The organism is Janthinobacterium sp. NFX145 (assembly GCF_049810325.1).
Taxonomy (GTDB): Bacteria; Pseudomonadota; Gammaproteobacteria; order Burkholderiales; family Burkholderiaceae_D; genus Janthinobacterium; species Janthinobacterium rivuli.
Genome location: NZ_CP187360.1, coordinates 4,568,523 through 4,594,885 on the forward strand (window position 1 = coordinate 4,568,523; position 26,363 = coordinate 4,594,885).

Consider the following 26,363-nt stretch of genomic DNA (forward strand, 5'->3'; position numbering starts at 1 on the left):
CCCGGCAAGCCCGGCAGTGCTGCGGGCCGGCAAGAAAACGGGGCCGTAAAAGCAAAAAAGCTGCCCATGGCAGCTTGATTGTTGATCCTGATAAAACATTCCCGAAGGAGGCGAGCCTGATCTGCGGCACTCATGGTTAATAGCCGTGGCTGCTTCGTTCCCGACCTGACCAGGTTAGCCATGCCACGATGCGCAGGGGCCCGCCGGGGACAATTATAACCGACCTGCGCAAGATTGGGAAATTGCCGCGCAGTCGGGCCAAACCCAGAAGCAAAATCTGGGGTCGTACCCTGAGGGTACGACCCCGGCATCCGAAATCGGGTTGGCCTTACAACCCCAGCTCCTGCCAAATCCCATCCACCTTCGCCTTCACTTCCGGCGTCATGGCAATCGTCGTGCCCCACTCGCGCGTTGTCTCGCCCGGCCATTTATTCGTCGCATCGATGCCCATCTTGCTGCCCAGGCCGCTGACCGGCGAGGCGAAGTCCAGGTAATCGATGGGCGTGTTGTCGACCAGGGTCGTGTCGCGAATCGGGTCGACCCGCGTGGTGATGGCCCAGATGACTTCTTTCCAGTCGCGGATATTCACGTCTTCGTCGACCACGACGATGAACTTGGTATACATGAACTGACGCAGGAAGCTCCACACGCCGAACATCACGCGCTTGGCGTGGCCCGCGTACTGTTTCTTGATCTGCACCACGGCCATGCGGTAGCTGCAGCCTTCGGGCGGCAGATAGAAATCCGTGATTTCGCTGAACTGCTTTTGCAGCAGCGGCACGAACACTTCGTTCAGCGCCAGGCCCAGCACGGCCGGCTCGTCCGGCGGCTTGCCTGTATACGTGGAGTGATAGATCGGGTCGCGGCGCATGGTGATGCGGTCGATGGTGAACACGGGGAAACTGTCCTGCTCATTATAGTAGCCCGTATGGTCGCCATACGGCCCTTCCAGCGCATGCTCGTAGCCGCTCGGATGGTTTTCATCCGGATAGATATGGCCTTCGAGCACGATCTCGGCCGACGCGGGCACGCGCAGCTCGCTGCCAATCGCTTTTACCAATTCGGTGCGGCTGCCGCGCAGCAAGCCGGCGAACTGGTATTCGGACAGGCTGTCCGGCACCGGCGTGACGGCCCCTAATATAGTAGCGGGATCGGCGCCCAGCGCGACGGCGATCGGATACGGCTTGCCCTTGCTTTGAATGGCGTGCTCGCGGAAGTCCAGCGCCCCGCCCCGGTGCGCCAGCCAGCGCATGATGACCTTGTTGCGCCCCAATACCTGCTGGCGGTAGATGCCCAGGTTTTGCCGCTTCTTGTTCGGACCCTTGGTGATCACCAGGCCCCAGGTGATCAGGGGGGGCGACGTCGCCAGGCCAGCAATGCTGGATCGGCAGGCGCGCCAGGTCGACGTCGTTGCCTTCCCAGACAATTTCCTTGGCACTTCGCGCCGCGCAACTCTTTTGGCGACATGTCCCACACCGATTTCACCAGCGAGCCCAGGCCCAGCAGATCCTTGAAATCCTTCGGCGGTTCCGGCTCCTTCAGGCGCGCCAGCACATGGCCGATCTTGCGCAACTCGCTGACGTCTTCCGCGCCCATGCCCAGCGCCACGCGGCGCGTGGTGCCGAACAGATTGCCCAGCACCGGCATGTCGTATCCCGTCGGATTGTTGAACAGCAAGGCCGGTCCGCCTGCGCGCAAGGTGCGGTCGCAAACTTCCGTCATCTCCAAAATCGGTGAAATGGGGGTCGAAATGGGCTTAAGTTCACCCATTTGTTGCAGTTGAGAAATAAAATCTCGCAAATCTGAATATTTCATGTGTTTTTAATTTTTTTTGACGTCGGACGCCGTTGCTGAAGGATCTATGCCAAGTAATTGATTTTATTGGCTTTTGGCACAATGCAAGTCAAAAAGTAAGACATAAAAGTAATAAAGAAACGATTCGTTAGTATTGACTTGATATAAAACGGCTTCTACAATTCGCCCAACTTGAAAGAGCACGCCGGCCCAGAGCTTGATTTTAGCGTTTCTCTTTCATTCACGGAGTCGGGGCTCCACATGACATTTTAAGGAGTGTTTTCAAAAGGCGTCTGCCTTACCCCCGGTAAAAGTTGTATTGCGACTGATCCAATACCAAAACGGGACCGATCAGCTCAAGCAAGCAATGACGGCGTTTCTCGCACGCATCCATACGCGGCGGAAACGATGATATTTCTGATGCACGGCATTGGCAGTACCCACAACACCGCGACACCGCGGAGGGACTGCCTGTTGACGCGACATTTCGGGGAACTCTATGACTCATCGTAGCACTGAAGCAGCATTGCCTGCTTCAACCGTGGCTGGCCAGCCAGCGTTGGCGCGTTTGCGCGCCCGCGCACAAGCCATTTCGGCACGTGGCGTTTTGACCACGGCACAACACGCACTGACAGTGTTCGGCATTTCCGCCCTGGCACTGATCGCCCTGCTGATGTTCCGCCCGGACCTGGGCAAGCAATTGACGCACAGCCTGTTCCCGCTGCCGATGGCGGAAGCGCAAGCCGTTGAAGCACCGGCCCTGTCCGCACTGATGGAAGCGCCCGCTTCCGTGCAAACGGCCGCCGCCAGCGACGCGCCGCTGAGCAAGGAAGAAAAAGCCTTGCTGGGCACGCAAAAGCAGCAGCAATGGGTCACCAACTGGCTCTCCAAGCGCTACCGCGTGGCCAACGATGCGACCAATATGCTCGTCTCGACGGCTTACCTGACGGCCCGCGAAATCAAGCTGGACCCGCTGCTGATCCTGGCCGTGATGGCCATCGAATCAGGCTTGAATCCGTTTGCGGAAAGCCCGGTCGGCGCGCAAGGCTTGATGCAAGTCATGTCGAAAGTGCACCATGAGCGCTTCCAGGAAATGGGCGGCGTACAAGCAGCCTTGAACCCGGTCGCCAACATCCGCGTCGGCTCCCTGATCCTGAAAGACTACGTCACGCGTGGCGGTTCCGTCGAAGCGGGCTTGAAAACCTACGTGGGCGCCGCCAACTTCGCCACCGACTCGGGCTACGGCTCGCGCGTGCTGGCTGAATACCGCCGCCTGAAACAAGTGTCCGCCGGCCAGCGCGTACCGACCACGACGCCGGTGATGGCATCGAACACGCCAGCGCCAGCCAAGGCCCCTGCAGCGGAAAGCGGCATCACCATCAAAGTACTGCCTCACAACGAGATCGCCGGCCTGTGACCCTTTAAAAGCCCTCACAGGGGCATCCAAAAAGCAGCACTCGAAAATAGCACCCAATGAAAAAGCCACCGCACGCAAAAGTGAACTGACCCCAAATAGTTGGACGGTTTAGTTTATTTACTAGGTGGACAAGGGCTGAGTTCTGTATTGCACAGGACTCAGCCCTTTTAATTTGAGCTTGATACGCTCGTGATTATAGTAGTGGATGTACTGTTTGATGCCACGCTGCAATTCATCGACACTGCTGAACTTGTTCAGGTAGAAGAACTCCGTCTTGAGCACGGCAAAGAAGCTTTCCATGGCTGCGTTGTCGAGGCAGTTTCCCTTACGGGACATGCTTTGCTCCACACCCTTATCGCGCAGCATTTTCTGGTAAGCAGGCATCCGATATTGCCATCCCTGGTCAGAGTGCAGCATGGGTTTGTCTTTCGCCTTCAGTTTGGCCAGCGCTTTCTGGAGCATCGCGCTCACCAGTTTGAACACGGGCCGCCTGGACGTTTCAAACGCCACGATTTCCCCGTTGTACAGGTCCATCACCGGCGACAGATACAGCTTCTCGCCGGCAACGTTAAACTCCGTCACGTCCGTCACCCATTTCTGATGGGCTGCCTGCGCCTGAAATTGGCGCTGCAAGACATTCGCCGCCGCCTGCCCCACTTCGCCCTTGTACGAGCGATATTTCTTGGGGCGCACCAAGGACCTCAACCCTAACTGGACCATCTGCCTTTGAACGGTCTTATGATTGACCTGCAGGCCCAGCTGCCGAATCGCCAACGTCACGCGCCGATATCCATAACGCCCTTGATGGCGGGCGAAAATGGAACGAATTTGTTGCTTCAGTGCCTGATGCTTGTCGGCTACCTGCGCCACCTTCTGCTGATAGTAAAAGGTGCTGCGCGGCAGGGCCGCGAGCTTGAGCAAGGCCGCCAGCGGAAATTGTTGCCTTAGTTCGCCAACTACTTGCGCTTTTTGCGCGCTGTTGTCTGCTGCTCTTGCTGCTGAACCAAGGCTTTCAACTTTTTTAGATAGGCGTTCTCCATGCGCAAGAAATTCACCTCGGCGAGCAGTTCTTCGCGGCTACGGGTTGCATCATCCACATGGGGTTGAGGCTGGGGCGGTTGAGAAGTGGGCATCTTTGTCGGTCTGCCGCGCTGTCGCGGCTTCAGGGCGTCTATACCACCGCTATGATAGCAGCGCTCCCAGGCAGGGATGCAAGAGGGACTACGGATATTGAATACCGCCGCGGTCTGACGATAGGAGAGCTGGTTGGCCCACATGTGCTCGAGCACCTGCAACCGTCGCTCGGCCGGGTAGTGGCTAAACTTTTTGCTTAAGCCAGCCTGTCCGTGCAGGTTAAATAAATGAAGCCATTGCCGAACCATGGCATGATCCAGACCATGTTGCCGGGCGATTGTTTGGACTCCTGCCTCACCCCGCATGCATTGCTGAACCACATCCAGCTTGAACTGCGTACTATGCTTAGCCATAGAAAAACCCCGAAAGTTGGTGTCCAACTTTCGGGGTTCAGTTCACAAGTGCCGGTGGCTTTTTTACTGCCCTGCGGCAACAGCCGCAGGAACTACTTACTCGATCACTTGCGCTTGTTGGCGTTGACTTCTTCCTCGCGGAATTTCACTGCCAATTTATCCAGCACGCCGTTCACATACTTGTGGCCGTCGATACCGCCAAACGACTTGGCCAGTTCGACCGCTTCGTTGATGACGACGCGGTACGGGATTTCCATGTTGTTCTTCAGCTCGAAAGCGCCGATCAGCAGGATGCCGTGTTCGATGGGCGACAGTTCCGCGATATTGCGGTCGATCAATGGTGCCATGCTTTCGCGCAGCGCCAGCGAATCCTTGATGGCGCCGTACAGCAGCACCGTGAAATGATCGCCATCGGCCTTGTCGAAACCGTGTGCCGCGCGAATATTGTTCACGACGGTGGTCGCGTCTTCATTGTTCAGCAGCCACTGGTACAAGCCCTGCAGCGCAAACTCGCGCGCGCGGTGACGCGGCGTGCGGTTTTTGCTGGGATTGGCGAGCAAATTTTTCTCAGTCATGATTGTTACCTGTTTTTAAATACGTATGTACTGCAGATAGTGACGAATACCACGGTGTGCTGCCAGGCAGCACACTGCGGCGCAAGCACGATTAGTCCTCGTCTGTGTCTTGCAACTCTTCCAGCGCTTGCGCCAGATTAGCCATTTCCACTGCCACGCGTGCCGCTTCGGCTCCCTTGACCAGCATGCGCACTTCCGCCTGCTCGTCGTTTTCGGTCGTCAACACTGCGTTGGCGATCGGGATGCCGTAATCGAGACCGACGCGCGTGATGCCCGCGCCCGATTCGTTCGATACCAGCTCGAAGTGGTAGGTTTCACCGCGAATCACGGCGCCCAGTGCGATCAGGGCGTCGAATTGCTCGGTTTCCGCCATTTTTTGCAGAATCAGTGGGATTTCCAGGGCGCCCGGCACGGTCACGTGCAGGATATCTTCATCGGCCACGCCCAGCTTGCTCAACTCTTCCAGGCATGCCGACAGCAAGCCACCACCGACGATTTCATTGAATCGTGCCTGGACGATACCGACGCGCAAACCTTCGCCGGCAAAATTGGTTTCGTATGCTCCTACGGTCATCATATGCCTCTTTATAAGTGATCAGCGGCGGCGCCATGCGCCAGGCTGCTGAATAGTGTTAATTAATTACTGCTGGCCAGGATGGCACTGAAAACCTGTCACTTCCAGGTCGAAACCGGCCATCGACGGCATCTTGCGGGGGCTGGCCAGCAATTGCATCTTGCTCACGCCCAGGTCGCGCAGGATTTGCGCGCCGATGCCGTAGCTGCGCAAGTCCATGCTGGCGGCGCGGCCTTTCGGCTTGGCTTGCGGCGTGTCCAGGGCGGCGAACTGGGCAAACAGTTCGCTCGACGTCTCGCCACAGTTCAGCAAGACCATCACGCCCCGCTCGGCCTGCTTGATGGCGGCCATCGAAGCGGCTACCGTCCACGAGTGGGTGGTCGCTTCGCTTTCCAGCACGTCCAGCAGGGAAACGGGCTGATGCACGCGCACCAGCGCTTCCAGGCCAGGGGCCAGGTCGCCATGCACGAGGGCCAGGTGGGCCGATGCGCTAGGCTTGTCGCGGAAAGCGATCAGGCGGAATTCGCCGTGCGCCGTGTGCAGGGTACGCTCGGCAACGCGCTCGACCAGGGATTCCGTCTGGCTGCGGTAATGGATCAGGTCGGCAATCGTGCCGATTTTCAAGCCATGCTGCTCGGCAAATACCAGCAAGTCCGGCAGGCGCGCCATGGTGCCGTCATCCTTCATGATTTCGCAAATCACGGACGCGGGCGTCAGGCCGGCCATGGCCGTCAGGTCGCAACCGGCTTCCGTATGGCCTGCGCGCATCAGCACGCCGCCTTTTTGCGCTTTCAGCGGGAAGATATGGCCAGGCTGGACGATATCGCTGGGCTGCGTGCCCTTGGCCACGGCCACCTGGATGGTCTTGGCGCGGTCGGCGGCGGAAATGCCCGTCGTCACGCCTTCGGCCGCTTCGATCGACACGGTAAAGTTGGTGCCGTAGGCGGTGCCATTGCGCGACGTCATCATCGACAGGTTCAGCTCGTCGCAACGCTCTTCCGTCAGGGTCAGGCAGACCAAGCCACGCGCATGCGTGATCATGAAATTGATGGCTTCAGGCGTCACGAAATCGGCGGCAAGCACCAGATCGCCTTCATTTTCCCGGTCTTCTTCATCGACCAGTATCACCATGCGGCCGGCGCGTAATTCAGCGACGATCTCTTCGGTGCTTGAAATAGACATTGTTCATCCTCTTATGACGCCTGGCGAAACCTGCTGCGCGTCGGTTTTGCCGGGCGTTGTTAGTGAAACTAAAAACTGCAACATCAAGTGCGAATATTCCTCAGATTTCCGGGAATTTTCTTATAACCTGCTATTTTAAAGGATTTAGCGCTTGCAGACCTGAAATAAGACAGCTTTGCGGCACGGATGCCGCAGCCTGCATCACAAAGCGCCGCTTCCCCGATCCTGGGCACACGGCGGCGGCAAGGCGCGCGCCGCCGGCCTTGCAAAGAGCATAAGATCAGCCAGTCACCGCCACGGCGCTGATACCCCACTCGCAGCGACACCCCACACAGGAGCGGCAATATGAAAACCAACGGATCGGCCATCTGGTCAGGCGGCATCAAGGATGGCAAGGGCGCCATCAGCACGCGCAGCGGTGCCTTGCAGGAATATCCCTACGGCTTTGCCAGCCGCTTCGAAGGCAAGCCCGGCACCAATCCCGAGGAATTGATCGGCGCCGCGCATGCGGGCTGCTTCACCATGGCCCTGTCGCTGATCCTCGGTGAAGCGGGCCTGACGGCGGAAAAGATGGAAACGACGGCCGAAGTCACCCTCGACAAGGTCGACGACGGTTTCGCCATCACGGCCGTCCATTTGATCCTGAAAGCGAAAATCCCCGGCGCCGACCAGGCGAAGTTCGAGGAATTGACGGCCAAGGCCAAGGCCGGCTGCCCCGTGTCGAAGCTGCTGAAAGCCAACATTACCCTGGACGCGACCCTGCTGCCCTAGATTTTAGGCACGGGCTTGACAGGTTCCACAGCAGCGACGGGCGCCACCAGCGGCAGGCGCGAGTCGCTGGCCGGCAATGGCCGGTTCATCAAGCCAGGATTCAAGGCTGCATTGTTCAGGTTATAGGCGGCGATGGCTGCCGCCACGGACGGATCTTGCGACGAAGGCGGCGGCACGGCCATGCCCGCGTTTTGCGCAGCCAGCTCTTGAGCCTGGGCATTTTTCTGGGCCAGCTGGGCTTGCGCCGTCGCCAGGCCCGCATCGGCTTGCCCCTGCGCCGCGCGCGCCAGCGACTGCGCCCGGTCACTGGCCGCCTGGGCCGCCATCTGCGCGTCGCTGGCGGCCAGCTGCGCCCGCGCCGCATCATCCGCCGCCGCTTGCGCCCGCTGCTGCAAGCCCTGCTGCTGCACTTGCCCCTGGCGCAGCGCGTCCACCCGTTCTGCTTCCTGCTGCTGCGCCTGCTGATCGGTATTGATCCGTTCGCTGTCCAGCCGTTCGGCCTCCAGGCGCTGAGTATTGACGCGCTGATTGTCCGCGCGCTGCGTCTGCAGTAGTTCCGCTGCAACGGCGGCTTGCGTCGAAGGCTGGGGCCGCAGCTCCTGCAAGTCCAGGTTCAGCTCTTCCGATTCCAGTTGCTGCTGCAGTTCCAGCTGCCGCTGCGCAATCGCGATCGTCTGCGGCGGCGCTGGATCAAAGGGCTGCGGCGGCGCGGTCTGCAAGGCTTGCGCGGCAGTGGACGGCAGTGCCTCACCCGTCAAATCCGCTTCGACACTGGCCGCCAGCGGCGCGCCCTGCTGCCGGGCCAGCACGGCGCCCACCTGCGCCAGCACGTCCGTTCCCTGTTGCAAGGCGTCCAGGGTGGCATTGCTGTCGGTCGCATACGCGGCCTGCAACGTTATCGCATCGACATCTTCATTGCGCAGATCGATGCCGATGCGGGCCAGCTGCGCTTGCGTGAGCAGACTGCCGTCCTGCGCCAGCGCGGCGGCCGCATCCGTCGTGCCATCGCCCGACAGCAAATCGTAGCGCTGCGCCAGGCTGCCCGGCGTGTCGCCGGCCGTCGCCAGCTGGCTGGCGTCGATGCCGCTCGTTTGCAGTTGGGCGAACGATTCCGTCAGCTGCCGCGCCAGCGCCAGCAAGTCGTCATTGACATTCACGGGGGTATTGGCGGCCCTGGCTTCCTCCGTGGCGCCCTGCAAGGCCAGCAGTTGCCGGCGCGACAAGGCCACGCCGGACAGGAACTGGCCCAGCGGGGAGATATCGACCTGGGTCGATGACAGGATGGCAAGGGCCGCCGCCGCGCCGGAGAACGGCACGGGCAGTGCAGGTGCCAGCGGCGCCAGCGGAACCGTCTCGCCCACGCGGGACGTGGCCGGGATGGTGTTGGGCACGGTTGCGCGCGAAATCGGGTCCATGGCTAGCCTCCACTGCGGAAAGCTTCATAGTATGCGCGTCTGCAAGAAAAGCAACACACGCCTGGCAAGGCGGCAGGTGTGTTGCTCTTTTCAGCTACCGTGTCAGGCGGCAGCCTTGTCCAGCGACAACATGCGCTCGACATAGCGGGCGATCAGGTCGATTTCCAGGTTGACCTTGCCATCGACCGTCAAGTGTTTCAAGGTCGTCATGGCGATCGTGTGCGGAATCAGGTTGATCGAGAAGCGGCAGCCGTTGACGGCACCCGCGCCCAGGTCTTCCACTCTGTTGACGGTCAGGGACACGCCATTGACGACGACGGAACCCTTGAAGGCCAGGTATTTCGCCAGTTCGTGCGGCGCCTCAATGACCAGTTCCCACGATTCGCCCACGGCTTCGAACTTGCGCACGATACCCAGGCCGTCGACGTGGCCGGACACCAGGTGGCCGCCCAGGCGCTCGGCCAGGGTCAGGGCTTTTTCCAGGTTCACTTCCGTGGTGGTATCGAGACCCACGGTGCAATTGAGGCTTTCGCGCGAGACATCGACGGTAAAGCCCGTGTCCGATTTTTCCACCACCGTCATGCAGGCGCCATTGATGGCGATGGAGTCGCCCAGGGCCACATCGGCCAGCGGCAAGCCGCCCGCATGGATGTTCAGGCGCACGCCTGCGTCGAGGCCGCCGTCGAGTGCTTGCACGGTTTCAATCTTGCCGATGGCGGCAACAATTCCTGTAAACATGAACTAACCCTATAAAGTATAAAAGTATTAATTGCGCTGGGCGAATCTTGCAAGGATACGCACATCTTCGCCCACTTGCTGAACCTGGTGAAATTGCAAAGTGCGCTGTTGCTTGATATCCGTCAAGGCGGGCAAGGCAAACATGCCTTGCGCGTCGCCCAGCAAGGTGGGCGCCAGATAGACCAGCAGCTCGTCGACGCAGCCTTCGCGTATCAGCGAGCCGTTCAGTTTGGCGCCGGCCTCGACGTGGACTTCATTGCATTGCCGGCGTCCCAGTTCCAGCATCAGCGCGGCCAGATCGACCTTGCCGTCCCCGTTCGGCAGCAGGATGACTTCCGCGCCGAGCGCCTGCAGCTGCGCTTCCTTTTCCGGATTGGCAACGGCTGCCACGATCCACGTGCCGCCGCCCTGCAAGATGCGCGCGTCAAGGCTGATGTCGAGCCGGCTGTCGACGACGATGCGGCGCGGCTGGCGCGGCGTCTCGACGGCGCGCACGTTCAGTTGCGGGTCGTCCGCCTTGACCGTGCCGATGCCAGTCAGGATGGCACAGGCGCGCGCGCGCCAGGCGTGGCCATCGGCGCGCGCTGCGGGACCCGTGATCCACTGGCTCTGGCCATTGTGCAAGGCCGTCATGCCGTCCAGGCTGGCCGCCGTTTTCAGGCGCACCCACGGCTTGCCGCGCTGCATGCGCGAAAAGAAGCCGATATTCATTTCATAGGCCTCGTCGGCCAGCACATCCGTGGTGACGGCGATGCCGGCCGCTTCCAGCTTGGCCAGCCCCTGTCCCGCCACCAGCGGATTCGGATCCGTCATGGCGGCCACGACGCGGCCCAGCCCCGCGCGCACGAGCGCATCGGAGCATGGCGGGGTACGGCCGTGATGGTTGCACGGCTCCAGGGTGACATAGGCGGTGGCGCCGCGCACGTCGTTGCCGCGCGCCGCCGCATTGGCCAGCGCTTGCACCTCGGCATGATCCTGCCCGGCCGCCTGTGTCACACCGGCGCCGATTACCTGGCCATCCCTGACGATGACGCAGCCGATGCGGGGATTGGGCGAGGTCGTGTACAAACCGCGCGCCGCCCATTCCAGCGCCAGGCGCATGCCATCGATATCGTTGAGTATTTCCACGGGCTTCTTTGCTTGAAGGTGAGTAATTGATAAATCTTGCTACGAACTGTCGGCCACGCCGCTGCAATTGGCCGCCTGCTGCTGCGGATCGCACACGCGCACCCTGCCCAGCATATTGATTTTAATATGCCGCACCTGCTTTCCCAAAGCCAGGGACAAGGTACCCCAGCGTGCCGCCAGGCTATTGGTCGCGCTGCAACTGCGTCCTGCGCCATTGTAGGCGATATAAAACGGCGCCGTGGCCGACGAAAACACGAACTGGGCCGTGATGCCCTCCGGCAGCGGCCCTTGGCGGAACAGCAATTCGTCATCGCCATCGAACACGAGGTTGGCATTGCGGTCGATGAAAATCTGCCAGCCCATGCGCCAGTCCGTGCCACCGGGCCCGGCCGGCATCAGCAGCACGCGCTGTCCCCGCGCCATCGCCTGCGCCCGCGTCAGTTCGATGGCCGAGAACAAGTCGGTCGCCGCCGCGCGCACTTGCTGGCGCGCCAGCAGGTGCAGCAAGCTGGGCATGGCGGCGGCCGCCAGCAACGCGGCAATCGCCAACACGGCCAGCAATTCGAGCATGGTGTGCCCTAGGGTGCGGCCGAGGGTGCGCCCGAATTTGTGCCTGCTCCTCGGTAGCCGCTTGCACATGGCCATGGCCTAGGGCCAGCAATGGCTGGCGGGGCCGCTGCTGCCGCGCTGGCCCGTGCTGCTGAACGACAGGACACCGCAATCGGCATCCTGGAACTGCGCATCAACCTTGGACGTGCCCGGCATGGCGCGCAACAGCACGCATTGCCCGATCGCCAGGCCGGGACAGGCCAGCGCCTCGATTTCATATGCACTACCAGCCGCGCCCCCTTCGCCCGACCACCATGGGAATTGCTGCGACTGCTGCGCCGGCGATGCCGAGGAAAATGCCAGATAATGATTGTTCTGCGAGTAATAGCGCTCCTGCTGTTGCATCAGCCGCAGCAGGGCCGCCTGTCCCTGCACCCGTTTGGCACGCACGACATGGCTGTGATAAGCGGGCACGGCCAGCGCCAGCAGCAGGCTAATGATCGCCAGCGCGGACAGCAATTCGATCAGGCTGAAGCCCTGCGGGTTGGCAGCAGGAGTTCCACCGTTTGCAGCGAACCCATTCCGCCTTGCCAGCGTCCCCATGCGATCTCCCTCTTTCCCAAAAGGCGTCAGCCGAGACGCTGCAGCAGCCTTGCCGGCCTATTTTTTCTTGGCCGCCTCGTGCAATTCGCGCCAGTTCGCCACTTCGCGCCAGCTCAGGCGCCGGGCCGGCAGCGGCGCGCTGACGACCTTGAGCCCCGCAACGCTGGTCGCGCCGGGCAAGCCAGGCTGCAGCACGGCCAGTTCCTTGCGCCCCTCGGCCCGGCCTGCCGCCATCGCGGCGCCCACCGTGCTGTTCAGCTCCAGCGCCAGCGGCGGCGCGCGCGCCAGGCCATCGAACAAGCGTCCCGTCTGCTCGCCCGCCTGCACGACACCGGCGCCATCGGCGGCAAAGCCGCTCAGCACGTCGAGCACGTACAGGCGCGTGGCCGGCCTGGCGCAAGGGTCGCGCCCCGGCAGGACGGTATTGAACAGCACCTTGCCGGCGGCCAATACGGGACTGCTGATGCTGCGTTCGCCCGTCTGCGCGGTGTCCATAAAATCGAGGTACCAGCCGCGCATGGCGTCGCTACCCGTATAGCGCAGCTCAGCGCCGTCGACGCGCACGCCACCGGCCGCCGCCCCCAGGCTGCGCGGTTCCAGGTCGGCCCGGCTGCGCGTGAGGGACGACTCGCGCACATCGTCGTGAACGGCGTAAAACGACTGCGACAGGAAGGCGTTGGGCCAGGTATCGGCCGCTTCGACCAGCTTGCCCGTGCCGAACAGCAGCAGATAGCCGCCACCGGGCGCGTACGCCACGCTCAACTGCTGCGTCACGGGCTGGCGCCGGCCCTGGGCATCGCGCGCAACAAAGACGAGTTTGCGCCCATGGCCATCCTTCCACGGCGGCCCGCCAGCCATGTCGAGGCGCCAGATATTGCCCTGCAAATCGCCCACATACAGATAAGCCAGCGCGCCATCGCTGCCGGGCACCACGGCGGGCGGGCCCAGCGCGTGGGGGACGGCGTCGGTGCCCGCATCAGTGTCATGGCCGCCACCGCCACCGCTGGCCACAGGCACCTTGAGGCGGAAGTAATTACTTCCCAACGTCCATGGCGTGCCGGGCGCCTTGTCCAGCGCCAGCAGGAAGATGGCGGCCGCCGCAGCGGGCGCCGTCGTGTCCTTGCCGTCGTTGACATCGTTGTTGTAGCCGCTGGCGACGATGGCAAAGTCGCGGTAGGCCGGCGCGCCCTCCTTGCCGCCCATGTTGATGCGGGCAAACGCGGGCGGCGCGCGCACGTTACCCATCAGCCCGTCGTCGCGGTCCGTAAACTCCCACAGCGCCCCGTCTTGCGCGAAGCGGGCCGGATCGGTGATGTCGAGCGCAAACACACCCTGCGCCCCGCCGCCCATGCCGGACACCAGCACCGTCTTCCAGCGCCCCAGCGCCAGCACTTCCGCCGTGGCTGCAGCGCCGTCGAGCAGCGGTCCGGGGCTGTAGTGAGTGCTCGCAGCGGCTGGAGCAAGGTGCAGCAACGCCTGCGGCAGATAGGCAAACAATTCGCTGCCCGTGCGCGCATCGAAGGCGTGCAGCAAACCGTCGTTGGCGCCAAGGTAGAGCATTTTGCGCCGCTGCAGCAGCGCCTGGCGGTGCAAGCCATAGCCGGCGCCCGGCATGCCCAGTCCGGGCGCGCCCACGTACAGCAAATTGCCGTAGGGTGCCGCCCCCAGACTGCCTGACCTGCGCCGCAGAAATCCGCCCGGCTGGCCCACCTCGTGCGTGCGCTGGCCCAGCAGGTACGCCAGGCGCGCTTCCCCTCGCCCATCGCCGCCGTCGAATGCGCCGCGCTGTTCCGCATCGAGCCGCTTCCAGGCCAGCGGCATCAGGGCGCCCTTGGCGTCGAGCGTATAGACGGGACGCAAGGACGCGGGCGTGCCATCCGGCACGGGCTTCTCTTGTCCGCCAGCGGTCCACGATGACTTACCGGGAAGCAGTGCCCCATCGGCGCCCACGGCAAACGCGGTGCGCGACAAGCTCATGCCGCCATCGGCCAGGCGCATCTGCGACTGGAACCAGTATGCCTCTTCCGTCCCGCTGGCCAGCGCCATCAGGGCCGGTCCAGCAAGCGTCGCCGGCAAGGTAGCCTTGTCGGCGGCCGCAAAAGCCGCGCGCAGTCCCGCGATCAGGGCGACCGGATCGCTGCCGGGCAGGTAATGGGCGGGCCAGCGGCCGTCCAGGCTCCATTCATCGAACGCGCTGCCCGTTGCGCTCATGAAGGGATTCGCGTCGCCGTTCGCATCGAGAAAACCGCCATATTTGGCCGTCAGCAGCAAGGGTGTGGTGACGGGAGTGGCGGCAGATTCGCCCGCCGGATCGCCCTGGCGCAAGTCGCCCGCATAGTGCTCGACCTTGGCAAGGCCGTCGCTCTTGCCAGGACGCAGGGCCTGCACGTGCGACCAGTAGGCAAGGCCTGCCGCATGGTAGCTTGCGCCGCCCGCTCCGTCGGCCAGCCATTCCAGCGCCGCCAGTTCGGGCCGTGGCGCGGGATTGCCTTGCGCGCCGCCGCTTTCCAGGCTGCCCACCGCATGTGTCCAGGCCATCGCATTGAACGGGGGCGGCGCAAAGCCATCGGCGGCGCGGGCGCGGTCGCCGCTTGATGCGGGAGTGTGCGGGGCATTGCCTGGCACGTAACGGTCGTCCGCCATGCCCGCATCGCCGAGACTGACGACGACATGGCGCTGGCAACTGGCCGTTTGCGGGTCGCTCCACGCAATCACGACCAGCAAGCCGTCGTCGATGGCGGGCGGGGCCGTGGCAGGTGGCACGACGGCGCTTGCTTGCCGCCCCTGCAGGTAACGCAGCGATTCGTACAGCAATTCGGCCAGTGGCGCCGCCCTGGCGTACGTGCCGGGATGCCCGGCATTGCCGCGGCCCAGGCCATTGATGTAAGCGGTCACCCCGCCGCCAGGGCCGGAGCTCTGGAACACATACACACCGGTGGCGGGATTCCATTCGGCACCGGCATTGTCTTGCGGCATAAAGTCGGGCGCCGTCCAGCGCTGCGTGCCCACGTGAGCCAATGGCGCGCGCAGCACGCCGCCATACACGGGGCCGGCGCCGGAGCTCACGCCGTTCAAATGGCCAAACACGCCCACGCGCACCCTGCCGCCATGGCGCTGCACGGCGCCCACGGGCTTGTAGTTCTTGCCGTACGCGAGGCATAAATCGTCGCGCAGCGGTCCTTCTTCCGCGTCGCAGACGCGCACGCGCGCGAGGAACACGCCGTGCGTGGCAGCAACGCCGGGCGCGTCGCAATTGCCGCCCGAAGGCAAGCTGGCGTCGCCGAACAGCAGGCGGTTACGGCAGGAAACGATGGCCAGTTGCGCCAGCGCAAACGGTGTCGCCGCCGCCACGCCTGTCTGCAGAACCTTGCGCGGAAAAAAGACGGGGTGGGCAAAGAAGTCGATGGGACCATCCGCATCGGGCAGCCAGGCGCGCTGCAGCACCGTCTTGCGCACTTCGTCGATGACGCGGTCGCCACCCGTCAGCGCATAGCGGACGAGGTCGAGCATGCTGGTGCTGGCCCAGTTGAGAAAGTTGCCGCTAAAACTGTCGCCGCCGCAGCCGTGCAGCGCATCGGCCGGTTTCAGCACGGAGAAGTAAGCGGTCGCTACGCGCAAGTCCGGCAGCATGGCGCCGTCCTTGCTGCGGTAAGGATAGCTGTAGCACATGCGCGCATGGAAGTACCCTGCGTACTCGCGCTGCGGTGCATACTCGCCGCCATGCGCGGCAGCGGCCGCCGCATGCGTGAAGGACAGGTTGAGCAGCAGGTTCGGCGGCACCCTGGCGCCGTACAAACCTGCGTCGGCCCGTGCCAGCGCCACAGGAGGTACGGCCGCGGCAAGGGCGCCGCCGCAAGCCAGGAAAATCCAGCAGAGCAGCAGCCAGGCAAACGACAAAGCCCTCATGGCCCCGCTCCCGCCGCTTGCTTGCGGTAATAACTTTGCAGCACGACTTGCGTGCTTTCCTGCGCGCCAAAACCGATGGCCGTGATGCGGTATACATAGCTTTCCGTCGCCAGGCCGCCAGCGACTGCCGTGGCCTGCGCGCCGGGCGGATGAAACGGCAGCAGTTCGATCAGGTAGCGGGGCCGGCGCGACGGCAGGAAGCCCTGCCCCGTCTGCATGACGGCGCCCGTAAACTGGCCATACGGCACCGTGCGGCTACCCGCTTCGGCGCCATCGAGGTCCGTACTTAACCAGAGCGCCGGTGCGTCCGGCGCGGCGGGCAGGCACAGGCCCAGTGCCCCTCCCTCGCCGCAGCCGTCCGCGAACCCGGCCGCGCTGCCTGGCGCGAAGAGGCTGCTGCGCCCAGGCGTGCCGGGCAAGCCTTCGATATCGTTCTGCGCATCCATCAATGCTTCCTCCGCCGCCTGAAACGCGACCTGCCGGTCGCGCTCGCCCCGTGCCGCCTTTTCGCCCTGCAAGGCCATCTGCGCCGCCGATATGCCCAGCAGCAAGATGATCACCAGCAGGCACAGCACATACACGAGCGTGGCGCCACCGCGGCGCGCACGAGATGCGCAACAAGGTAGGCAACGGCGGACGCCCGCGCCGGCCATCGCGTCGCCCGCCTAGGCCGGTCCGTTGCGCAGCATGATGCTCGTCTGCACCAGTTGCCGCAGCCGCGAGCGCGTCGCGGCAGGCAGGGACGCGCGCGCGATGCGCACGCCCGTGTCGCCGGCGCCGTGCGCCTCGGCATACGCCTTGCCGAACAGGTCGAACTGCGCCGGCCCCAGTTCCGCCATCTTGTCCGCCTGGCCCGGCTCGCCATGCAACAACAAGGCCACGCGCACGCTGGCCACGCGCTTCCAGTGCGTGCGACGGTGAAAATCGCGCTGGCGCGCGGCCGCATCCGCCCCCTCCAGCACCAGCGCCGCATCGTCGGCGTCAAGCGCGCTGGCATTGACATAGCGGTTCGCCACGCCGTCGGGCGGCGTATCCGTGTCGAGGCCATACAGCACCTGGAAAGCGTCGACGCCACGGATGATGGCGTCCGCGCCCCAGCCGTTCGCGCCCCGGTATTTGCAGCGCAGCTCGCCATCGCCATCGGCGCCTTGCGCTACATAGAAAATGCTCCAGCCCCGCTGCGCCTGCGTTTGCGCGGCGCCCACGCCAAAGCCCGCGCAGTTGAGCACGGAGCCGTCGCCGCCCTCTTCCTTGCCGGCGCCGTAATAGCGCAGGGCCAGCACGTCGCTGCCATGCAGGGCGCCGGGCAAAGCGCCACTGATGCCTTCGCTGTTCTTGCCCAGGCTGCGCGCGTCGAGCCCGGCGACGTTGGCGCTGTCGAAATCGGCATGGGCGACGGGCGCGGCGCTGCTGTCCCAGTTCACATACGCTGTCTGGCGCACGGTGCGGGCGATGGTGTCGAGCGCATAGCGGCCGTTGTCGTCGAGGCGCGCGCTGGCGGACTGGTCGCCATAACTGCCGCTGGCCGCCAACAGCACGCTACTGGCGGCCAGCATCAGCAGCGCGCCCAGCGACAGGGACACCAGCAATTCGACCAGGCTCATGCCACGATGCCAGTGCAGGACAGTGTTCATGCGCCGCCTCCGCCCAGCTGGAATGCCAGCCTGGGCAGCGACTCGCCTGCCGCATTCTCGGCGGGTGAGCCATCGGGCAAGCGGCCGCGCCAGCCCAACTTGATGACGATGGGTGCGCCCTTGCCGCCGCTGCAGGCCCACTGCAAGCCTTGGGCGGCGGCATCCCACGCGGAAGTGTCACGGCAAATGCGCAGGCGCGCGCCGGGCAAGGCCGCATGCAGCCGCTGCTGCCATTCGGCGATATCGAATTGCGCCAGTTCGGCCGCGCTGCAGGCGGCAACGCCGAGGCAGTCGGGCGCGCCGCCGCCCGCTTCCGCGCCGTCCGCCGCCGTGTATGCCACGTTCAGGTAGGGATTGCCCGTATCCGGGCCATGCATGAGCACGCTGTTCGCGCGCATGCGTTCGGCCATGCCGGCGGCCAGTTGCACGCCCGCCGACAACAACGCCGACTCATGGCGCGCGCGCAGGGAGTTCAGTTGCAAAATGCTGGCACCGAGCAGGCCCAGCGCCAACAGCAGCAGCGACACCAGCACCTCGACGAGGCTGCTGCCACCCGCAGGAAACATAGTGCGACCGCCCTTGCCCATGCGCTACTCCCTTCCGCAGACAGAGTCGCAGGAACAGGCGGCCCAGCTACAAGATAGGCGTGCGCAAAAAGCCGGGTCTGCGCTAGCGCAAACAGCACGGCGATAAGGTGAGAAGAACAGCGTTGGTGTTGATCAGGCCGCTTGCCAGGCCAACCTGGGCGTGGTGAGCAAGAAGGCGAGCAAGAAGCCGAAGGTCAGGGCTTGCGCGCCTGCCCCACTTCGGCAATCGCATCCTGGAACTCGGCCAGGTCTTCGAAGTTCTTGTAGACGGAGGCGAAGCGGATGTAGGCGATCTTGTCCAGGCGCTTCAATTCCTGCATGACGAGTTCGCCGATATAGCCGGAATCGACTTCGCGCAAGCCGCTGGTGAGCAGTTTTTCCTGGATGGACGCGATGGCCGTATCCACGGAGGCGGCCGCGACGGGACGCTTGCGCAAGGCCAGCATCAAACTGCCGCGCAACTTATCCGCAGCGAACTCCGTCCGGCTGCCATTCTTTTTGACGACCGCCGGCATGATAAGTTCAATGCGCTCGTAAGTCGTAAAACGCTTGTCGCATTTGCCGCAGCGGCGGCGGCGCCGAATGGCATCCCCTTCCTCCGATACACGCGTATCGAGAACCTGGGTGTCGCCGTGCTGGCAAAATGGACATTTCATGGGCTGGCTACAACTTTATAGTAATAATTACGGGAAATCGCCGCTCTTGTGCAAAGGGCGCCCGAATCACTCCGGGCGCCCTTGGGCACGAAGGAATGTGTCATACAGAATCTTACTCCGTATGACACATTCTGGACAAATAATTATGCAGCGTACACAGGGTGCGCGTCGGCCAGCACTTTCACGGCCGCTTTCACGCGCTCGATGGTGGCGGCGTCATGCGGATTGTCCAGCACATCGGCGATCAGGTTGCCCACTTCTTCCGCTTGCGCTTCCTTGAAACCGCGCGTCGTCATCGCCGGGCTGCCCAGGCGGATGCCCGAGGTGACGAATGGTTTTTGCGGGTCGTTCGGGATGCCGTTCTTGTTGCAGGTGATGTGCGCGGAACCGAGGATGGCTTCGGCTTCCTTGCCCGTCAGGTTCTTGGCGCGCAGGTCGACCAGCATGACGTGCGATTCGGTGCCGCCGGAAACAATGCGCAGGCCGCGCTTGATCAGGGTTTTCGCCAGCACGTCGGCGTTCTTGATCACTTGCTTCTGGTATTCGACGAATTCAGGGCTCAGCGCTTCCTTGAAGGCAACAGCCTTGCCGGCGATCACGTGCATCAGCGGGCCGCCCTGGATGCCAGGGAAGATGGCCGAGTTGATGGCTTTTTCGTGTTCGGCCTTCATCAGGATGATGCCGCCGCGCGGGCCGCGCAACGATTTGTGCGTGGTCGAAGTGACGAAGTCGGCGAACGGCACCGGGTTCGGGTACAGGCCGGCGGCGATCAGGCCGGCGTAGTGGGCCATGTCAACCATGAAATAGGCGCCAACTTCCTTGGCGATCTTGCCGAAGCGTTCGAAGTCGATCTTTTTCGAGAATGCCGACGCGCCGGCGATGATCAGTTTTGGCTTGCGTTCGCGGGCCAGGCGTTCCATCGCCTCGTAGTCAATGTCTTCTTCCGCCGTCAAACCGTAGGAGACGACGTCAAACCATTTACCGGACATGTTCAGCGGCATGCCGTGGGTCAAGTGACCGCCTTCGGCCAGCGACATACCCATGATCAGGTCGCCTGGTTTCAACATGGCGAAGAACACGCCCTGGTTCGCCTGCGAGCCGGAGTTCGGCTGCACGTTCGCGCATTCGGCGCCGAACAGCTGTTTCACGCGGTCGATGGCCAGTTGCTCGGCCACGTCGACGTATTCGCAGCCACCGTAGTAGCGCTTGCCTGGGTAGCCTTCGGCGTATTTATTCGTCAGCTGCGAGCCTTGCGCTTCCATTACGGCTGGCGACGTGTAGTTCTCCGACGCGATCAGTTCGATGTGGTCGTGCTGGCGCGTATTCTCTTTTTGAATGACGGCGAACAATTCAGGATCGACGTTGGCGAGGTTGTGATCTTTTGCAAACATGTAAAAACTCCAAGTATGAGGGTGCTTGTACTGGCAGGTTGGATCGAATGAGGGGAGCCGGCGTTAAGTGAATAACAACATTGGACAGGCAGCCTCTTCGTGCTTTTCCATAGTGGCTACCCAGGCGAACGGCTGATGAAAAATCTCACGTTTCCCGGTGGATGCCCACCTTTCGCCGGTTTGCCGATCGCCATTCATGGAGATCGCCCGACTTTTCGCCAGTCACGTGAGACGTAATGGAAGCCAAATTGTAAGTTAAGTGCCCAAATTGAGCAAGGAATGCAACCGTGCGGCTATAATCGCCGCGCGCCACCCCAGCCAGGGTGCGGCCACAAGCTGCCCCTGGGCATGGCTGCGGCTTTTAAGCTGGACTTAAACCTGGCCATGGCATGTAAGCGTATGTTACGAAGCTTGCCATTGCACACGCCGGATTTACAATGCTGCGGTGCAACTTATATGCAGCTTTTGCATGGCTTTCCAGCAAGCGCCCACAGTCACAAGAAGAAAAATCGCGTAAAATGTTGCTCAATCTCACTACTGGCGCAATAAACATGCCTTCAGTCTTTACCTGGAACGTACGTGTCTACTATGAAGACACCGACGCCGGCGGCATCGTCTATTACGCTAACTACCTGAAATTCTTCGAACGCGCGCGTACCGAATGGCTGCGCGCCATCGACGTGGGCCAGCAGGAATTGCTGGAGCAGCACGATGCAATGTTCGTTGTCAAAAGCGTCAACGCCGACTATCATGCGCCAGCCAGGCTCGATGACACGGTAAGATTAACCTTAAGTATAGAAAAAATGGGGCGCGCCTCCATCGTTTTCCTGCAACAAGCCTGGTGCGGCGACCGCCTGCTCAACACGGCCCGCGTCAAGATCGGCTGCGTCGATTCGGCACTGCGCCCGCGCGCCGTGCCTGATGCAGTCGCGGCCCGCATGCGCGCCGCCTGAGCCCTACCCGCCACCCCCGGACAATTCACCCAACAGACTGCCAGCCAATGAACGTTACACAAGATCTTTCTTTCCTCGCGCTCATCTCCAATGCCCATTTGATCGTGCAACTGATCATGGCCCTGCTGCTGCTGATTTCCCTGACCAGCTGGACCTACATTTTCCGCAAGATGTTTGCCGTGCGCCAGGCGCGCAAGCAAACCATCGAATTCGAACGCAGCTTCTGGGCCGGCGGCAACCTGCATGCGCTGCACCAGAACGCCAGCGGCAACCGCGACCAGAGCGGCGCGCTGGCCCGCATCTTCGACGCCGGCATGGGCGAATTCATCAAGGGCAAGGCTTCCTACGGTTCGCGTGAAGCGCTGGACGTGGGCGCCGTGCTCGACGGCGCACGCCGCGCCATGCGCGCCGCCTTCCAGCGTGAAATGGACGTGCTCGAATCGCACCTGGCCTTCCTCGCTTCCGTCGGCTCCGTCTCGCCCTACATCGGCCTGCTCGGTACCGTCTGGGGCATCATGAACGCCTTCCGCGGCCTGGCCAACGTGCAGCAAGCCACCCTGGCAGCCGTCGCGCCCGGCATTGCCGAAGCGCTGATCGCCACCGCCATCGGCCTGTTCGCCGCGATTCCCGCCGTCGTCGCCTACAACCGTTTTTCGCATGACATCGACCGCCTGGCGATCCGCTTCGAGAGCTTCGTCGAGGAATTCTCCAACATCTTGCAGCGCCAGTCGCGCTAAGAGGGAGCAGCGTCCATGGGTTCCTCATTCAATAGCGGCGGCATGCGCGGCGGCCGTGGCCGCAAGTTCAAGTCCGAGATCAACGTCGTGCCGTACATCGACGTGATGCTGGTGCTGCTGATCATTTTCATGGTGATGCCGTCGTCGAACAATCCCAGCGTGGTGAACTTGCCCAACGCGGAAAAGTCGGCCAAACCGCCTGATGACTATATTCAGATCGTGCTGAAGCCGAATGGTTCGCTGTCGATCGGCGTCATCGGCAAAGAACAGCTGTCGCCGGAAACGGAACCGAACCGCGACGCCCTGCTGCGCAAGCTGCGCGGTTTGCATGAAAGCAATCCCGACTATCCCGTGATGATCGCGGGCGACAAGGAAAGCAAGTACGACGATGTGATCCAGCTCATTTCGGAAGCGAAAAAGATGGGCATTACCAGAGTCGGCCTGGCCACCAAGTAAACGCAGCACCCTGTTTCCAGACTTGACCGTTTTTAGATAGACTAGACTTTGCAGAACAAACAAATCGACCATGTACTCGGCAAGCCCTACAGCGTGCCGCGCGAACGCAGCCGCTGGCCCTCGCTGGGCCTGGCGCTGGCGATGCACCTTGGGCTGCTGTTTTTCCTGTGGGTGGGCGTACACTGGCAAAATACGGAACCTGTCGCCGTCGAAGCGGAAGTGTGGGACATGAAAGTGCAGACGGCCGCGCCGCCGCCTGAAGTGGCGACGGAACCGGAGCCGACACCAACGCCGCCGCAACCGCAAGTGGAACAGCCGGCCCCGCCGCCACCGCCGCCCGTGGCCGCGCCCGAGCCGAAGGTCGACCTGCGCGAAGCGGAGATCGCCCTCGAACGCAAGAAGGCCAAGCTAAAAGAAGAAAAAGACAAAGCGGCAGCGGAAGAACGCCGCAAGCAGGAATTGAAGGAACGCGAGGAAGAAAAGCGCGAACTGGAAAAACAGAAGCAGAAAGAAAAAGACAAGGCTGACAAGCTGGAAAAAGAAAAGGCCGACAAGCTGGAGAAAGCCAAGGAAGCCAAAGAGAAAGCGGCGGAAGAAAAAGCCGAGAAAGAACTGTCCGATAAAAAAGCGGCGGCCGAAAAAGCGGCCAAGGCGAAAAAAGCGGCGGAAGAGAAAAAAGCCGCCGACAAGGCGCGCGCTGCGGAAATGAGCCGCATCACGGGGGCGGCGGGCGCCGGCACGACAGGCACGGCCGAGAAATCGACTGCGCCACGCAAGGACAGCGGCTATGTCGCTGCCCTGACGAGCAAGATCAAGAGCAATATCGCGTACAGCGGTAGCACGGACGTGCCGGGCAACCCGCGCGCCGTGTTCAAGATCGAGCAACTGCCAACTGGGGAAATTATTTCGGTCCGAAAGATTAAAAGTAGCGGCCTGCCGGCGTATGACAGCTCGGTGGAAAACGCCATTAATAAATCGTCGCCACTGCCAAAGAAAAAAGACGGCACCGTGGAACGCGAGATTGAACTCATATTCGAGATGAAGGATTTGCCTAAATGATGACCATGAAAAAAATGAGCTATGTCGTGCTCTGCGCCGGCCTGATGCTGGGAGCGTCAAGCGCCCAGGCGCAGCTGCGCGTGGAAATTACGGGGATCGGCAGCAACCAGATCCCGGTGGCTGTCGCCAGCTTCGTCAATGAATCGGCCGCGCCGCAATCGCTGTCGGGCATTATCAAGGCCGATCTGGCGCGCAGCGGCGTGTTCAAGCTGATCGACGCCGATGCACCCGTGTCGGAAACGGCGCCCGTCAGCTATGAGCAATGGAAATCGCGCGGCGCCGACGCGCTGGCGGCCGGCACCGTGCAAAGCATGGCCGATGGCCGCCTGGACGTGCGCTACAAGCTGTTCGACACCATCAAGGGCGCGCAGATTTCCAGCATGAACAATGCGGCCGCGCCGCAGTTCAACCGCTTGCTGGCGCACAAGATCGCCGATGACATCTATGAAAAGCTGACGGGCGTCAAAGGCGCGTTCGCCACGCGCATCGCCTACGTCACGCAATCGGGCCGCGAATACCGCCTGGAAATCGCCGACGCCGATGGCGAAGGCATCCAGGTCGCCCTGCGCTCGAACGAGCCGATCATTTCGCCGTCATGGTCGCCGGACGGCACCAAGGTCGCGTATGTGTCGTTTGAAAAGAAAAAGCCGATCGTCTACGTACAGAATCTGGTGACGCGCCAGCGCACCATCGTGTCGAATGAAAAAGGCAGCAATTCCGCGCCGAGCTGGAGCCCGGACGGCTCGCGCCTGGCCGTGGCCCTGTCGCGCGATGGCCATACCCAGGTCTATACCGTCAATGCCGATGGCAGCGGCTTGCGCCGCGTCAGCACCAGCAGCGGCATCGATACGGAACCCCAATTTTCGGCCGATGGCCAAAGCATTTACTTCACCAGCGATCGCAGCGGCGGACCACAAATCTACCGCATGTCGAGCAGCGGTGGCGAAGCCAAGCGCGTGACGTTTGGCGGCTCCTACAACATCAGCCCGCGGATTTCGTCCGACGGGAAGACACTTGCTTATATTTCCCGTCGCGACGGCAATTTCCAGCTCTACGCGCTCGACCTGGCTAGTGGCCAGGAACTGCGCCTGTCGGACACCGCCAACGACGAATCACCGAGCTTTTCGCCCAACGGGAAATATATCATGTACGCGACCGAATCCGGACGACGCAAGTCGCTGGCAGTGGTATCGGTGGATGGCCGCGTCAAACAGCGTTTGACTACGCAAGCTGGCAATATCAAGGAGCCCACCTGGGGTCCTTTTATGAAGTAAATGCTGTACAGTTTCACCTTTAACCATGACCCGGAGAATAAAAATGAGTAACTTTAAAAGTTTGGCTTTCATCGCCGCTACCGCAGCCCTGCTGTCCGCCTGCAGCACCCCAGTTAAAGTCGCAGAAACCCCAGTGGTTGAGCGCGCTCCTGAAAAAGTCGTCGCTCCAGTTGACACCCGTCAAGTTCAGCCAGTGACGACCGCATCGGTCGATCCACTGGACGATCCAAAAGGCGTGCTGGCTAACCGCAGCATCTACTTCGACTTCGACAAATACGTCGTGCGCGAAGCGGACACCCCAGTTGTGCAAAACCACGCTGGCTACCTGGTGAAAACGCCTAGCCGCAAGATCCTGATCCAAGGTAACACCGATGAACGCGGTGGCGCTGAGTACAACCTGGCCCTGGGCCAGAAACGTGCTGAAGCCGTGCGCAAGTCGATGGCAGCTCTGGGCGTACCAGAAGGCCAAATGGAAGCCGTGTCGCTGGGCAAAGAAAAGCCTAAAGCACAAGGCAGCAACGAAGCAGCATGGGCAGAAAACCGCCGCGCTGACATCGTTTATTGATGTTGATGGGTGAGCGCGCCAGCATTGGCGCTTACCTAACTGGCCAGTCATAGGCATAATAATGGGGCGCAGCGCGGTGATTCACCGCCCGGCGCCCCGTTTGCATGTTTGCGTAACCTTAGAAAGCCCGACCCATGATGACATTCTCGAAAGCCGGCGTCGCCGCCGCCTTGATGGCCGCGTTTGCCTACCTGCCCCTGCACGCCAACGCCGCCCTGTTCGATGACGACGAAGCGCGCAAGGCCATCCTCGAGCTGCGCGCCAAGGTCGACGCCATGGCGCGCGACCTGAACAGCCGCATCGATGCCAAGGCGGACAAGACCAGCACCTTGAGCCTGATCAACCAGCATGACCAGACCATGCAAGAGATCGCCCGCCTGCGCGGCCAGATCGAAGTGCTGGGCAACGACCTGGCGAATGTGCAAAAGCGCCAGAAGGATTTCTACACCGATATCGATGCGCGCCTGCGCAAGCTCGAACCGCGCCAGGTCACCATCGACGGCCAGGAAGCGGCCGTGGGCGTGTCCGAACAAAGTTCATACGAATCCGCGTTCGGCCTGTTCAAGTCGGGCGACTACAAGGGCGCCGTGACGGCCCTGGACGGCTTCGTGAAACGCTATCCGGAATCGGCCTACGCGGCCAACGCGCAATACTGGCTGGGCAACGCTTATTACGCCCAGCGCGACTGCAAGAGCGCCATCACGGCCCAGCAGGCAGTGCTGAAACACTACCCGGACAGTCCGAAGGCGCCCGACGCCATGCTCAACATCGCCAGCTGCTACACGGAGCTGAAAGACAAGCCGAACGCGACCAAGACGCTGAACGCCCTGATCTCGCGCTACCCGGACTCCAGCGCGGCCCAGGCCGCCAAGGAACGGGCCGGTAAAAAGTAAAAACGGGGAAAAAGTTGCC

The 26,363-nt window shown here is 62.2% G+C and carries 24 protein-coding genes, 1 other RNA gene, 1 pseudogene and 1 riboswitch; of the genes and pseudogenes, 9 read left to right on the top strand and 17 right to left on the bottom strand.

Annotation, left to right across the window (positions count from 1 at the left end; translation table 11 throughout):
- Positions 1 to 106: 106 nt before the first annotated feature.
- An RNA gene (ffs, locus tag ACPJXG_RS20375) (signal recognition particle sRNA small type) lies at positions 107 to 205 on the bottom strand.
- Positions 206 to 328: 123 nt separating this feature from the next.
- Positions 329 to 1,815: pseudogene (gene ubiD / locus ACPJXG_RS20380) on the bottom strand (4-hydroxy-3-polyprenylbenzoate decarboxylase).
- A gap of 478 nt (positions 1,816 to 2,293) precedes the next feature.
- On the opposite strand from ubiD, the gene ACPJXG_RS20385 reads away from it, so the two are divergent.
- Positions 2,294 to 3,211: a transglycosylase SLT domain-containing protein gene (locus ACPJXG_RS20385; protein ID WP_425252160.1), complete on the top strand. Its 918-nt coding sequence runs from the start codon at positions 2,294 to 2,296 to the stop codon at positions 3,209 to 3,211.
- A 120-nt stretch (positions 3,212 to 3,331) separates the two neighbouring features.
- Here the strand turns inward: ACPJXG_RS20385 and ACPJXG_RS20390 are convergent.
- From ACPJXG_RS20390 to ribBA, 4 genes are all read right to left on the bottom strand, one after another.
- Positions 3,332 to 4,698 (bottom strand): IS3 family transposase gene (locus ACPJXG_RS20390; RefSeq protein ID WP_425252161.1). Its coding sequence is split into 2 segments (ribosomal slippage): positions 3,332 to 4,195 and positions 4,198 to 4,698, totalling 1,365 coding nucleotides; the frame shifts between segments, so codons are not numbered across the junction.
- A gap of 104 nt (positions 4,699 to 4,802) precedes the next feature.
- Positions 4,803 to 5,273, bottom strand: a complete 471-nt coding sequence (gene nusB, locus ACPJXG_RS20395) for a transcription antitermination factor NusB (RefSeq protein ID WP_034759129.1) — start codon at positions 5,271 to 5,273, stop codon at positions 4,803 to 4,805.
- Positions 5,274 to 5,364: 91 nt separating this feature from the next.
- The gene (gene ribH / locus ACPJXG_RS20400) at positions 5,365 to 5,847 is read right to left on the bottom strand and encodes a 6,7-dimethyl-8-ribityllumazine synthase (RefSeq protein ID WP_034759563.1); all 483 of its coding nucleotides are present in this window, start codon (positions 5,845 to 5,847) and stop codon (positions 5,365 to 5,367) included.
- A 66-nt stretch (positions 5,848 to 5,913) separates the two neighbouring features.
- The gene (ribBA, locus tag ACPJXG_RS20405; RefSeq protein WP_035826115.1) at positions 5,914 to 7,029 is read right to left on the bottom strand and encodes a bifunctional 3,4-dihydroxy-2-butanone-4-phosphate synthase/GTP cyclohydrolase II; all 1,116 of its coding nucleotides are present in this window, start codon (positions 7,027 to 7,029) and stop codon (positions 5,914 to 5,916) included.
- Positions 7,030 to 7,374: 345 nt separating this feature from the next.
- Between ribBA and ACPJXG_RS20410 the strand changes: the two genes are divergently transcribed.
- Positions 7,375 to 7,800 (top strand): OsmC family protein, encoded by a 426-nt coding sequence (locus ACPJXG_RS20410; RefSeq protein WP_425252162.1) that lies wholly within the window; start codon positions 7,375 to 7,377, stop codon positions 7,798 to 7,800.
- Here ACPJXG_RS20410 and ACPJXG_RS20415 read toward each other — a convergent pair.
- From ACPJXG_RS20415 to glyA, 11 genes are all read right to left on the bottom strand, one after another.
- Positions 7,797 to 9,215, bottom strand: a complete 1,419-nt coding sequence (locus tag ACPJXG_RS20415) for a hypothetical protein (RefSeq protein WP_425252163.1) — start codon at positions 9,213 to 9,215, stop codon at positions 7,797 to 7,799. The two genes, ACPJXG_RS20410 and ACPJXG_RS20415, sit on opposite strands and share 4 nt — an antisense overlap.
- Positions 9,216 to 9,317: 102 nt before the next feature.
- Positions 9,318 to 9,953 carry a riboflavin synthase gene (locus tag ACPJXG_RS20420; RefSeq protein WP_425252164.1) on the bottom strand — a complete coding sequence of 212 codons (636 nt, stop codon included), beginning with the start codon at positions 9,951 to 9,953 and terminating at the stop codon, positions 9,318 to 9,320.
- 27 nt (positions 9,954 to 9,980) lie between these two features.
- The gene (gene ribD, locus ACPJXG_RS20425; RefSeq protein WP_425252165.1) at positions 9,981 to 11,081 is read right to left on the bottom strand and encodes a bifunctional diaminohydroxyphosphoribosylaminopyrimidine deaminase/5-amino-6-(5-phosphoribosylamino)uracil reductase RibD; all 1,101 of its coding nucleotides are present in this window, start codon (positions 11,079 to 11,081) and stop codon (positions 9,981 to 9,983) included.
- Between the two features lie 39 nt (positions 11,082 to 11,120).
- Positions 11,121 to 11,651: a GspH/FimT family protein gene (locus ACPJXG_RS20430; protein ID WP_425252166.1), complete on the bottom strand. Its 531-nt coding sequence runs from the start codon at positions 11,649 to 11,651 to the stop codon at positions 11,121 to 11,123.
- Positions 11,652 to 11,729: 78 nt separating this feature from the next.
- Complete coding sequence (locus tag ACPJXG_RS20435; protein WP_425252167.1) at positions 11,730 to 12,233, bottom strand: type IV pilin protein; 504 nt, start codon at positions 12,231 to 12,233, stop codon at positions 11,730 to 11,732.
- A 57-nt stretch (positions 12,234 to 12,290) separates the two neighbouring features.
- Entirely contained in the window at positions 12,291 to 16,139 is a 3,849-nt protein-coding gene (locus ACPJXG_RS20440; RefSeq protein ID WP_425252168.1) for a pilus assembly protein, read from the bottom strand.
- The gene (locus tag ACPJXG_RS20445; protein ID WP_425252169.1) at positions 16,136 to 16,720 is read right to left on the bottom strand and encodes a pilus assembly PilX family protein; all 585 of its coding nucleotides are present in this window, start codon (positions 16,718 to 16,720) and stop codon (positions 16,136 to 16,138) included. Before ACPJXG_RS20445 ends, ACPJXG_RS20440 begins: the two co-directional genes overlap by 4 nt.
- Before the next feature lie 84 nt (positions 16,721 to 16,804).
- Positions 16,805 to 17,773, bottom strand: coding sequence for a PilW family protein (locus ACPJXG_RS20450; RefSeq protein ID WP_425252170.1), 969 nt, complete (start codon positions 17,771 to 17,773; stop codon positions 16,805 to 16,807).
- A complete protein-coding gene (gene pilV / locus ACPJXG_RS20455; RefSeq protein WP_425252171.1) occupies positions 17,770 to 18,339 on the bottom strand; it encodes a type IV pilus modification protein PilV in 570 nt (189 codons plus the stop codon). Before pilV ends, ACPJXG_RS20450 begins: the two co-directional genes overlap by 4 nt.
- Positions 18,340 to 18,554: 215 nt before the next feature.
- A complete protein-coding gene (nrdR, locus tag ACPJXG_RS20460; RefSeq protein WP_034759169.1) occupies positions 18,555 to 19,016 on the bottom strand; it encodes a transcriptional regulator NrdR in 462 nt (153 codons plus the stop codon).
- A gap of 143 nt (positions 19,017 to 19,159) precedes the next feature.
- Positions 19,160 to 20,407 carry a serine hydroxymethyltransferase gene (gene glyA / locus ACPJXG_RS20465; RefSeq protein WP_035826086.1) on the bottom strand — a complete coding sequence of 416 codons (1,248 nt, stop codon included), beginning with the start codon at positions 20,405 to 20,407 and terminating at the stop codon, positions 19,160 to 19,162.
- A 111-nt stretch (positions 20,408 to 20,518) separates the two neighbouring features.
- Positions 20,519 to 20,643, bottom strand: a riboswitch (ZMP/ZTP riboswitch).
- Positions 20,644 to 20,958: 315 nt separating this feature from the next.
- Between glyA and ybgC the strand changes: the two genes are divergently transcribed.
- From ybgC to ybgF, 7 genes are all read left to right on the top strand, one after another.
- Positions 20,959 to 21,360 carry a tol-pal system-associated acyl-CoA thioesterase gene (ybgC, locus tag ACPJXG_RS20470; protein ID WP_046682324.1) on the top strand — a complete coding sequence of 134 codons (402 nt, stop codon included), beginning with the start codon at positions 20,959 to 20,961 and terminating at the stop codon, positions 21,358 to 21,360.
- A gap of 47 nt (positions 21,361 to 21,407) precedes the next feature.
- Entirely contained in the window at positions 21,408 to 22,097 is a 690-nt protein-coding gene (tolQ, locus tag ACPJXG_RS20475) for a protein TolQ (RefSeq protein ID WP_034759183.1), read from the top strand.
- A 15-nt stretch (positions 22,098 to 22,112) separates the two neighbouring features.
- Complete coding sequence (locus ACPJXG_RS20480) at positions 22,113 to 22,553, top strand: ExbD/TolR family protein (protein ID WP_223278896.1); 441 nt, start codon at positions 22,113 to 22,115, stop codon at positions 22,551 to 22,553.
- Between the two features lie 48 nt (positions 22,554 to 22,601).
- A complete protein-coding gene (gene tolA, locus ACPJXG_RS20485) occupies positions 22,602 to 23,612 on the top strand; it encodes a cell envelope integrity protein TolA (RefSeq protein WP_425252172.1) in 1,011 nt (336 codons plus the stop codon).
- A 5-nt stretch (positions 23,613 to 23,617) separates the two neighbouring features.
- Positions 23,618 to 24,886, top strand: coding sequence for a Tol-Pal system beta propeller repeat protein TolB (gene tolB / locus ACPJXG_RS20490; RefSeq protein ID WP_423221848.1), 1,269 nt, complete (start codon positions 23,618 to 23,620; stop codon positions 24,884 to 24,886).
- A 43-nt stretch (positions 24,887 to 24,929) separates the two neighbouring features.
- The gene (gene pal, locus ACPJXG_RS20495) at positions 24,930 to 25,451 is read left to right on the top strand and encodes a peptidoglycan-associated lipoprotein Pal (RefSeq protein WP_034786578.1); all 522 of its coding nucleotides are present in this window, start codon (positions 24,930 to 24,932) and stop codon (positions 25,449 to 25,451) included.
- 134 nt (positions 25,452 to 25,585) lie between these two features.
- Complete coding sequence (gene ybgF, locus ACPJXG_RS20500) at positions 25,586 to 26,344, top strand: tol-pal system protein YbgF (protein ID WP_035826081.1); 759 nt, start codon at positions 25,586 to 25,588, stop codon at positions 26,342 to 26,344.
- Positions 26,345 to 26,363 lie beyond the last annotated feature (19 nt).

Excerpts from the sequence above, each read along its gene's own strand:
- ribH (WP_034759563.1), bottom strand. The coding sequence starts at position 5,847 with ATGACCGTAGGAGCATACGAAACCAATTTTGCCGGCGAAGGTTTGCGC.
- ACPJXG_RS20420 (WP_425252164.1), bottom strand. The coding sequence starts at position 9,953 with ATGTTTACAGGAATTGTTGCCGCCATCGGCAAGATTGAAACCGTGCAA.
- nrdR (WP_034759169.1), bottom strand. The coding sequence starts at position 19,016 with ATGAAATGTCCATTTTGCCAGCACGGCGACACCCAGGTTCTCGATACG.
- ybgC (WP_046682324.1), top strand. The coding sequence starts at position 20,959 with ATGCCTTCAGTCTTTACCTGGAACGTACGTGTCTACTATGAAGACACC.
- ACPJXG_RS20440 (WP_425252168.1), bottom strand. The coding sequence starts at position 16,139 with ATGAGGGCTTTGTCGTTTGCCTGGCTGCTGCTCTGCTGGATTTTCCTG.
- ACPJXG_RS20480 (WP_223278896.1), top strand. The coding sequence starts at position 22,113 with ATGGGTTCCTCATTCAATAGCGGCGGCATGCGCGGCGGCCGTGGCCGC.
- nusB (WP_034759129.1), bottom strand. The coding sequence starts at position 5,273 with ATGACTGAGAAAAATTTGCTCGCCAATCCCAGCAAAAACCGCACGCCG.
- ACPJXG_RS20450 (WP_425252170.1), bottom strand. The coding sequence starts at position 17,773 with ATGAACACTGTCCTGCACTGGCATCGTGGCATGAGCCTGGTCGAATTG.
- ACPJXG_RS20435 (WP_425252167.1), bottom strand. The coding sequence starts at position 12,233 with ATGGGGACGCTGGCAAGGCGGAATGGGTTCGCTGCAAACGGTGGAACT.
- pilV (WP_425252171.1), bottom strand. The coding sequence starts at position 18,339 with ATGTTTCCTGCGGGTGGCAGCAGCCTCGTCGAGGTGCTGGTGTCGCTG.
- ACPJXG_RS20415 (WP_425252163.1), bottom strand. The coding sequence starts at position 9,215 with ATGGACCCGATTTCGCGCGCAACCGTGCCCAACACCATCCCGGCCACG.
- ACPJXG_RS20385 (WP_425252160.1), top strand. The coding sequence starts at position 2,294 with ATGACTCATCGTAGCACTGAAGCAGCATTGCCTGCTTCAACCGTGGCT.
- ybgF (WP_035826081.1), top strand. The coding sequence starts at position 25,586 with ATGATGACATTCTCGAAAGCCGGCGTCGCCGCCGCCTTGATGGCCGCG.
- pal (WP_034786578.1), top strand. The coding sequence starts at position 24,930 with ATGAGTAACTTTAAAAGTTTGGCTTTCATCGCCGCTACCGCAGCCCTG.
- glyA (WP_035826086.1), bottom strand. The coding sequence starts at position 20,407 with ATGTTTGCAAAAGATCACAACCTCGCCAACGTCGATCCTGAATTGTTC.
- tolB (WP_423221848.1), top strand. The coding sequence starts at position 23,618 with ATGAAAAAAATGAGCTATGTCGTGCTCTGCGCCGGCCTGATGCTGGGA.
- ACPJXG_RS20410 (WP_425252162.1), top strand. The coding sequence starts at position 7,375 with ATGAAAACCAACGGATCGGCCATCTGGTCAGGCGGCATCAAGGATGGC.
- tolQ (WP_034759183.1), top strand. The coding sequence starts at position 21,408 with ATGAACGTTACACAAGATCTTTCTTTCCTCGCGCTCATCTCCAATGCC.
- ribBA (WP_035826115.1), bottom strand. The coding sequence starts at position 7,029 with ATGTCTATTTCAAGCACCGAAGAGATCGTCGCTGAATTACGCGCCGGC.
- ACPJXG_RS20430 (WP_425252166.1), bottom strand. The coding sequence starts at position 11,651 with ATGCTCGAATTGCTGGCCGTGTTGGCGATTGCCGCGTTGCTGGCGGCC.